The organism is Paracoccus sp. SSJ (assembly GCF_030234105.1).
Taxonomy (GTDB): Bacteria; Pseudomonadota; Alphaproteobacteria; order Rhodobacterales; family Rhodobacteraceae; genus Paracoccus; species Paracoccus denitrificans.
The window spans coordinates 85,417-93,905 of record NZ_JASSPE010000004.1 but is presented as its reverse complement, the minus strand read 5'-3'; the positions used below and the strand labels follow the sequence as shown (position 1 = coordinate 93,905).

The window sequence follows — 8,489 nt, the reverse complement described above, 5'->3', positions numbered from 1 at the left end:
CAGCACCGCCATCGACATTGTCGTTGCCGGCATAGCCGGTAAAGGTATCGTTGCCGTCGAACATGTAGATGCGGCTATAGCCCGACACATAGGTCATGCCGCTGATGTCGAACACGTCGTTGCCGCCGGTGCCCTCCACGCCGTAGCCATAGAAATTCAGCGTCTCGGTGCTGATCACATTGGCACTGGTCAGCGACAGGTTCGAGACCGTGACCTTGCCGACCAGCCGGATCTCGTCCGAGCCCTCGCCGCCGTTATAGACGTCATGGCCGAAATCGGTGCCGCCGATATAGAAGTAATCGTTGCCGCTGCCGCCGTTCAGCGTGTCGTTGCCGGACCCGCCGATCAGCGTATCGTTGCCCGCACCGCCGTTCAGCACGTCGTTGCCAGCACCGCCATCGACATTGTCGTTGCCGGCATAGCCGGTAAAGGTATCGTTGCCGTCGAACATGTAGATGCGGCTATAGCCCGACACATAGGTCATGCCGCTGATGTCGAACACGTCGTTGCCGCCGGTGCCCTCGACGCCGTAGCCATAGAAGTTCAGCGTCTCGGTGCTGATCACATTGGCACTGGTCAGCGACAGGTTCGAGACCTTCAGGGTGCCGTTCAGCCGGATCTGATCCGCCCCGTCCCCGCCATCATAGATATCGTGGCCGATATCCGTGCCGCCGATCAGGAAGGTGTCGTCGCCCGATCCGCCATGCATCGTGTCATTGCCGCTGCCGCCGGTGATCGTGTCGTTTCCGCCCAGCCCGTTGATCAAATCCGCATTGGCGGTGCCCAGCAGGGTTTCTGAATTGTCCGTTCCGGTAATCGTCGCCATGAACCGTCTCTCGCGAAAATTGATAAAGATGTGTGCGCCGAATAGCGCCCATCCCGCGGCCGATGTCAAAAGAAATTGGCACGCCCGTCCCGTCCGGACCATACTCCGCCATCCGGCCCGGAGAATCGCGCCGGATCAGACCCGGAACCGGGGTTTTCGAGGCGCAGAAGGATGCCTTGGCGGCTTTTGTGATCGCAGCGCCGAAGGCTGTGATCACAAAAGCGGGAAACCATGCGATTTTATGCAACTGCCCAAGCATAGTGCTTTGGGGGCGGCGCGGAGTGTGGCACAAGCCCCGCCAACCGACAACTGCGGGGAAGAACCATGAACATCCATGAATACCAGGCCAAGGCGCTGCTGCGCCAATACGGCGCGCCGGTCTCCGACGGGCGGGTGGTGATGAAGGCGGACGAAGCCAAGGCGGCGGCGGGGGAACTCGACGGGCCGCTCTGGGTCGTCAAGGCGCAGATCCATGCCGGCGGCCGTGGCAAGGGTCACTTCAAGGAAAAGGAAGCCGGTGAAAAGGGCGGCGTCCGCCTGGCAAAATCGGTCGAAGAGGCCGAGGAACTGGCCCGCCAGATGCTGGGCCGCACCCTGGTCACCCACCAGACGGGCGAGACCGGCAAGCAGGTCAACCGCATCTATATCGAGGACGGCTCGGACATCGAGCGCGAGCTTTACCTGGCGCTGCTGGTCGACCGCGGCACCTCGCGCGTCAGCTTCGTCGCCTCGACCGAAGGCGGCATGGACATCGAGGAAGTCGCCGCCTCGACCCCGGAAAAGATCGTCAGCTTCAGCGTCGATCCGGCCTCGGGGCTCTCGGATTTCCACGGCCGCCGCGTGGCCTTCGCCCTGGGTCTTTCGGGCGCGCAGGTCAAGCAATGCGTGGCGCTGGTCAAGAACCTGTATCGCATGTTCATCGAAAAGGACATGGAGATGCTGGAGATCAACCCGCTGATCGTGATGAAGGACGGCAACCTCAAGGCGCTGGACGCGAAGATGGGCTTCGACAACAACGCCCTGTATCGCCAGCCCGACATCCTGGCGCTGCGTGACGAGACCGAGGAAGATCCGAAGGAACTGGCGGCGTCCAAGTTCGACCTGAACTACATCGCGCTGGACGGCGAGATCGGCTGCATGGTGAACGGCGCCGGCCTGGCCATGGCCACCATGGACATCATCAAGCTGTTCGGGGCGGAACCCGCAAACTTCCTTGACGTGGGCGGCGGCGCCACCAAGGAAAAAGTGACCGAGGCGTTCAAGATCATCACCTCGGACCCGAACGTGAAGGGTATCCTGGTCAACATCTTCGGCGGCATCATGCGCTGCGACATCATCGCGGAAGGCATCATCGCCGCAGTGAAGGAAGTCGGGCTGCAAGTCCCGCTGGTCGTGCGTCTTGAGGGCACCAACGTCGAGCTGGGCAAGCAGATCATCGGCGAGTCCGGCCTGAACGTGATCGCGGCCGACGACCTGTCGGATGCGGCGCAGAAGATCGTGAAAGCGGTGAAAGGATAAGAAGATGGCCGTTCTCGTCAACAAAGACACCAAAGTCATCTGCCAGGGGATCACCGGGTCTCAGGGCACCTTCCACACCGAACAGGCGATCGCTTACGGCACGCAGATGGTCGGCGGCGTGACGCCCGGCAAGGGCGGCACCGAGCATCTGGGCCTGCCCGTGTTCAACAGCGTCCACGAGGCCGTGGCGAAAACCGGCGCCAATGCGACCGCGATCTATGTCCCGCCGCCCTTCGCGGCCGATTCGATCCTGGAAGCCATCGACGCCGAAATCCCGCTGATCGTCGCCATCACCGAGGGTATCCCGGTCCTCGACATGATGAAGGTCAAGCGCGCGCTGGAAGGCAGCAAGTCGCTGCTGATCGGCCCGAACTGCCCCGGCATCATGACGCCCGACGAATGCAAGATCGGCATCATGCCGGGCAGCATCTTCAAGCGCGGCTCGGTCGGCGTCGTCTCGCGCTCGGGCACCCTGACCTATGAGGCGGTCAAGCAGACCTCGGACGTGGGCCTTGGCCAGTCCTCGGCCGTCGGCATCGGCGGCGACCCGATCAAGGGCATGGAGCATATCGACGTGCTGCGCATGTTCCTGGACGACCCCGAGACCGAATCGATCATCATGATCGGCGAGATCGGCGGTTCGGCCGAGGAAGAGGCCGCCGAGTTCCTGGCCGAGCAGAAGCGCAAGGGCAAGTGGAAGCCGACCGCCGGCTTCATCGCCGGGCGCACTGCGCCGAAGGGCCGCCGCATGGGCCATGCCGGCGCCATCGTCTCGGGCGGCAAGGGTGACGCGGAATCGAAGATCGAGGCCATGAAATCGGCCGGGATCGTCGTCGCCGACAGCCCCGCGGGCTTGGGCGAGGCCGTGCTGAAGGCTCTGGGCCGGTAACTTTGCCGCAAGGCTTTTGACTTGGGCGCGGCCCCTGCCTACCTTACTTGGGGCCGCGCCAGACCTTACCAGCAGGTGCCAGATTGGACCGCCGTCGTCGCCAGATCGTCGCCAGAACCGCCGGGGCAGCGCCTTGCCCGGCTCGCGGCCCTGCCCTGCCAAGGCGAGGTGCGGCATGACCATGCAGCCCCCGCCGCCCGTGCAATGCCCCGCCGCGCCCCTGCCGGCGCGGGACCGGGCGCCCTGCATCCCAACCCATAACCGCGGCAGGCCGCTTGGCGGTCGCGCGCGCATCGCGCCGGCCTCGACCGGGCGGCCGGCCTTGCCCGGCATCGCCCGTTTTCTCCGCCGCCATTCCGGGCGGCAGGGCCGCGACCCGGGCCACCATGCGCCGCACTGTCGGCCGATGGTGCCTGCCGAACCACCCAAGGACATCGCCCAAGGCCGTCGGGATTTGCCGCAATCGCGCGGCGCCCAGATGGCCGGGCGCACCCTGCCCGCCCTGCCGCGCCAGTCGCGCGTGGGGCTGTCGGCATGGTATCAGGACATTCAGACCAGGCTCATGACCGGGCGCGTCCCCGGCGTGGCCAGAACGATACGACCGCCCCAGATCAAGGCGCGAACGGACAAGGATTCCCCGGAGGCAAGCCAATGAACGATCAATCCCCCAACTCGGCCTTCCACGATTCAAGCTTCCTGCAAGGCCATAACGCGGCCTATGTCGAGCAGCTTTATGGCCAATGGGCCCAGAACCCCGCGGCGGTCGATCAGGCGTGGGACGCCTTCTTCCGCAGCCTGGGCGATGACGAGGCCGTGGTCACCCGCGAGGCCAAGGGCGCAAGCTGGCATCGTGCCGACTGGCCGCCGGTGCCCGCGGACGACACCACCGCGGCGCTGACCGGCGAATGGCCGATGCTACCCAAGACCGAGGCCAAGGCTGCACTGGACAAGATCGCCGCCAAGGCCGGCGAAAAGGGCGTGAACCTGACGGACGATCAGCTCAAGCGCGCCGTGCTGGACAGCGTCCGCGCCATCATGCTGATCCGCGCCTTCCGCATCCGCGGCCACCTGCATGCCGACCTGGACCCGCTGGGCATGCGCGAGATCCCCGACCACGGCGAGCTGGACCCCAAGACCTATGGCTTCTCCGAGGCCGATCTGGACCGGCCGATCTTCATCGACAACGTGCTTGGCCTGCAGATCGCCACGATCCGCCAGATCGTGGACCTGATGAGCCGCACCTATTGCGGCACCTTCGCGCTGCAATTCATGCATATCTCGAACCCCGAGGAAGCCGCCTGGCTCAAGGAGCGGATCGAGGGCTATGGCAAGGAGATCGCCTTTACCCGCGAGGGGCGCCGCGCCATCCTGAACAAGCTGGTCGAGGCCGAGGGCTTCGAAAAGTTCCTGCATGTCAAATACATGGGCACCAAGCGCTTCGGCCTTGACGGCGGCGAGGCGCTGATCCCGGCGATGGAGCAGATCATCAAGCGCGGCGGCGCGCTTGGCGTCAAGGATGTGGTGATCGGCATGCCGCATCGCGGCCGCCTGTCGGTCTTGGCCAACGTCATGGGCAAGCCCTATCGCGCCATCTTCCACGAATTCCAGGGCGGCAGCTACAAGCCCGACGACGTGGACGGGTCGGGCGACGTGAAATACCACCTCGGCGCCTCGTCGGACCGCACCTTCGACGACAATACCGTGCACCTGTCCCTGACTGCGAACCCCTCGCACCTCGAGGCCGTGAACCCGGTGGTGCTGGGCAAGGTCCGCGCTAAGCAGGACCAGCTTTCCGACCACACCCACCGCACGGCAGTGCTGCCGATCCTGCTGCATGGCGACGCGGCCTTTGCCGGCCAGGGGATCGTAGCGGAATGCTTTCAGCTTTCCGGCATCAAGGGTCACCGCACCGGCGGCTGCATCCATATCGTGGTGAACAACCAGATCGGCTTTACCACCGCGCCGCATTTCAGCCGCACCTCGCCCTATCCGACCGACATCGCGCTGATGGTCGAGGCGCCGATCTTCCACGTCAACGGCGACGACCCCGAGGCGGTGGTGCACGCCGCCCGCGTCGCGACCGAGTTCCGGCAAAAGTTCCACAAGGACGTGGTGATCGACATCTTCTGCTATCGCCGCTTCGGTCACAACGAAGGCGACGAGCCGATGTTCACCAACCCGGCGATGTACAAGGCGATCAAGGGCCACAAGACCACGCTGCAACGCTATACCGAGCGGCTGGTCGCCGACGGGCTGGTCCCCGAGGGCGAGATCGAGGAGATGAAGGCCGCCTTCCAGTCGCACCTGAACGAAGAGTTCGAGGTCGGCAAGAACTTCAAGCCGAACAAGGCCGACTGGCTGGACGGCAAGTGGTCGGGGATCGAGGCCGAGCATGCCGAGGAAAACCTGGGCCAGACCGGCATCGCGCCCGAGACCATGGCCGAGATCGGCAGCGCGCTGACCCGGGTGCCCGAAGGCTTTGACCTGCACAGGACCGTGGGCCGGCTGCTGGAATCCAAGAAGCAGATGTTCGAGACCGGCAAGGGCTTCGACTGGGCGACGGGCGAGGCGCTGGCCTTCGGCTCGCTGCTGGTCGAGGGTCATCCGGTGCGGCTGGCCGGCCAGGATTCGACCCGCGGCACCTTCTCGCAGCGCCATTCCGCCTTTGTCGATCAGGCCACCGAGGAACGCTGCTACCCGCTGAACCACATCCGCGGCGGGCAGGCGCGCTACGAAGTCATCGACTCGATGCTGTCGGAATATGCGGTTCTGGGCTTCGAATACGGCTATTCGCTGGCCGAGCCGAACAGCCTGGTCATGTGGGAGGCTCAGTTCGGCGATTTCGCCAACGGCGCCCAGATCATGTTCGACCAGTTCATCACCTCGGGCGAAAAGAAATGGCTGCGCATGTCCGGCCTCGTCATGCTGATGCCGCACGGTTACGAGGGCCAGGGCCCGGAGCACAGCTCGGCCCGGCTGGAACGCTGGCTGCAGATGTGCGCCGAGGACAACTGGATCGTGGCGAACTGCACCACGCCGGCGAACTATTTCCACATCCTGCGCCGGCAGCTCAAGCGACCCTTCCGCAAGCCGCTGGTGCTGATGACGCCGAAATCGCTGCTGCGCCACCCGCTGGCCGTGTCCACGGCGGACGAGTTCCTGACCGGCTCGACCTTCAACCGGGTGCTGGTGGACGATGCCGACCGCGGCAAGTCCGAGTTCAAGCTGGCCCCGGACGACAAGATCCGCCGCGTGGTGATCTGCTCGGGCAAGGTCTATTACGACCTCGCGCAGGCCCGCGACGCGGCCGGCGCCGAGGATGTCTATATCCTGCGGCTGGAGCAATTCTATCCCTTCCCGGCCCAGACCATGTCCAAGGAGCTGGAACGCTTCAAGGACGCCGAGATCGTCTGGTGCCAGGAGGAACCCAAGAACCAGGGCGGCTGGACCTTCGTCGAGCCCAATATCGAATGGGTTCTGTCGCGCATCGGCGCCAAGCATGGCCGGCCGCGCTATGTCGGACGCCATGCGGCGGCCTCGCCGGCCACCGGGCTTGCCTCGCGCCACAAGGCCGAGCAAGAGGCCCTGGTCCACGAAGCGATCACCATCGGGGCCTGACATGGCAGTGGAACTACGCGTCCCCACGCTTGGGGAATCGGTATCCGAGGCGACGGTGGCCACCTGGTTCAAGAAGCCGGGCGACCGCGTCGCCGTGGATGAAATGCTGTGCGAGCTGGAAACCGACAAGGTGACGGTCGAGGTGCCCTCGCCCGTCGCCGGCAAGCTGGCCGAGATCGTCGCGCCCGAAGGTGCGGTGGTCGCACCCAACGCGCTGCTCGCACAGATCATGGAACAGGGCGATGCCGGCCCGGAAGAAATGTTGCCCAAGGCTGATGCGGGCACGAAGGCTCAGGAAGGACAGAGGAATATGAGCGGAAAATCCGTCGATGTGATGGTGCCCACCCTGGGCGAAAGCGTGACCGAAGCCACGGTGGCGACCTGGTTCAAGAAGGTCGGCGACAGCGTCGCGCAGGACGAGATGCTGTGCGAACTGGAAACCGACAAGGTCTCGGTCGAGGTTCCCGCCCCCGCCGCGGGCGTGCTGGCCGAGATCCTCGCCCCCGAGGGCGCGACGGTCGATGCCAGCGCCAAGCTGGCCATCATCACCGAGGGTGCAGCCGGTGTCGCCAAGGCCGAGGCCCCCGCGGCCCCCGCGGCCGCCGTGCAATCGCCCGGCGCCGGCCCGGAAACGCCCGCGCCGCGCAAGGATGTCGAGGACGCGCCCTCGGCCAAGAAGGCCATGGCCGAGGCCGGCGTCAGCCGCGACGCGGTCACCGGCACCGGCCGCGACGGCCGGGTGATGAAAGAGGACGTGGCCCGCGCGGCATCCGCGCCGCAGGCCGCCTCGCCCGCCCCTGCTCCGGCCCAGGCCCCGCGCGCGCCGAGTTCCGCCGACGACGCCGCCCGCGAGGAACGCGTCAAGATGACCCGCCTGCGCGCCACCATCGCCCGCCGGCTCAAGGACGCGCAGAACACCGCCGCGATGCTGACCACCTATAACGAGGTGGACATGAAGGGCATCATGGACCTGCGCAACACCTACAAGGACCAGTTCGAGAAGAAGCACAAGGTCAAGCTGGGCTTCATGTCCTTCTTCGTGAAGGCCTGCTGCCACGCCCTGAAGGAAGTGCCCGAGGTCAATGCCGAGATCGACGGCGGCGACGTGGTCTACAAGAACTTCGTCCACATGGGCGTGGCGGTCGGTACGCCGAACGGCCTGGTGGTGCCCGTCGTGCGCGACGCCGACCAGAAGAGCTTCGCCCGGATCGAGAAGGAAATCGCCGAACTGGGCACCCGCGCCCGCGACGGCAAGCTGACCATGGCGGAAATGCAGGGCGGCACCTTCACCATCTCGAACGGCGGCGTCTACGGCTCGCTGATGTCCTCGCCGATCCTGAACCCGCCGCAATCGGGCATCTTGGGCATGCACAAGATCCAGGACCGCCCGGTCGTCGTGGACGGCCAGATCGTCATCCGGCCGATGATGTATCTGGCGCTGAGCTACGACCACCGCATCGTGGACGGCAAGGGCGCCGTCACCTTCCTGGTGCGCGTCAAGGAAGCGCTGGAGGATCCGCGCCGCCTGCTGATGGATCTCTGATCCCTGCCTTCCGGGGGCGGCAGGCCCGCCCCCGGATCGCAAGGCGCCGCGCAACTCTTTCCGGCCCGTTTCCGTTGACCCGCACGGGACCGCCT

Annotated in this window: 6 protein-coding genes; 5 read left to right on the top strand and 1 reads right to left on the bottom strand. The window is 65.5% G+C overall.

Features of this window, described 5'->3' with window-relative positions:
* A partial coding sequence (locus QPR87_RS05705; RefSeq protein ID WP_285048723.1) for a calcium-binding protein occupies nucleotides 1-826 on the bottom strand: 826 nt, incomplete at its 3' end.
* Nucleotides 827-1,150: 324 nt separating this feature from the next.
* On the opposite strand from QPR87_RS05705, the gene sucC reads away from it, so the two are divergent.
* The 5 genes from sucC (at nucleotide 1,151) to odhB (ending at nucleotide 8,394) form a co-directional block, all read left to right on the top strand.
* Nucleotides 1,151-2,344: an ADP-forming succinate--CoA ligase subunit beta gene (gene sucC, locus QPR87_RS05700; protein ID WP_011746904.1), complete on the top strand. Its 1,194-nt coding sequence runs from the start codon at nucleotides 1,151-1,153 to the stop codon at nucleotides 2,342-2,344.
* A gap of 4 nt (nucleotides 2,345-2,348) precedes the next feature.
* Nucleotides 2,349-3,233 carry a succinate--CoA ligase subunit alpha gene (gene sucD / locus QPR87_RS05695; protein WP_011746903.1) on the top strand — a complete coding sequence of 295 codons (885 nt, stop codon included), beginning with the start codon at nucleotides 2,349-2,351 and terminating at the stop codon, nucleotides 3,231-3,233.
* A 322-nt stretch (nucleotides 3,234-3,555) separates the two neighbouring features.
* A complete protein-coding gene (locus QPR87_RS05690) occupies nucleotides 3,556-3,888 on the top strand; it encodes a hypothetical protein (RefSeq protein WP_285048722.1) in 333 nt (110 codons plus the stop codon).
* Nucleotides 3,885-6,851 carry a 2-oxoglutarate dehydrogenase E1 component gene (locus QPR87_RS05685; protein ID WP_011746900.1) on the top strand — a complete coding sequence of 989 codons (2,967 nt, stop codon included), beginning with the start codon at nucleotides 3,885-3,887 and terminating at the stop codon, nucleotides 6,849-6,851. The genes QPR87_RS05690 and QPR87_RS05685 overlap by 4 nt, the downstream gene beginning before the upstream one ends.
* A gap of 1 nt (nucleotide 6,852) precedes the next feature.
* Nucleotides 6,853-8,394, top strand: a complete 1,542-nt coding sequence (odhB, locus tag QPR87_RS05680; protein ID WP_104491206.1) for a 2-oxoglutarate dehydrogenase complex dihydrolipoyllysine-residue succinyltransferase — start codon at nucleotides 6,853-6,855, stop codon at nucleotides 8,392-8,394.
* Nucleotides 8,395-8,489 lie beyond the last annotated feature (95 nt).

What these genes read in the sequence shown, in the direction of transcription:
- sucC (WP_011746904.1), top strand. Translation starts at nt 1,151, where the DNA reads ATGAACATCCATGAATACCAGGCCAAGGCGCTGCTGCGCCAATACGGC.
- odhB (WP_104491206.1), top strand. Translation starts at nt 6,853, where the DNA reads ATGGCAGTGGAACTACGCGTCCCCACGCTTGGGGAATCGGTATCCGAG.
- sucD (WP_011746903.1), top strand. Translation starts at nt 2,349, where the DNA reads ATGGCCGTTCTCGTCAACAAAGACACCAAAGTCATCTGCCAGGGGATC.
- QPR87_RS05685 (WP_011746900.1), top strand. Translation starts at nt 3,885, where the DNA reads ATGAACGATCAATCCCCCAACTCGGCCTTCCACGATTCAAGCTTCCTG.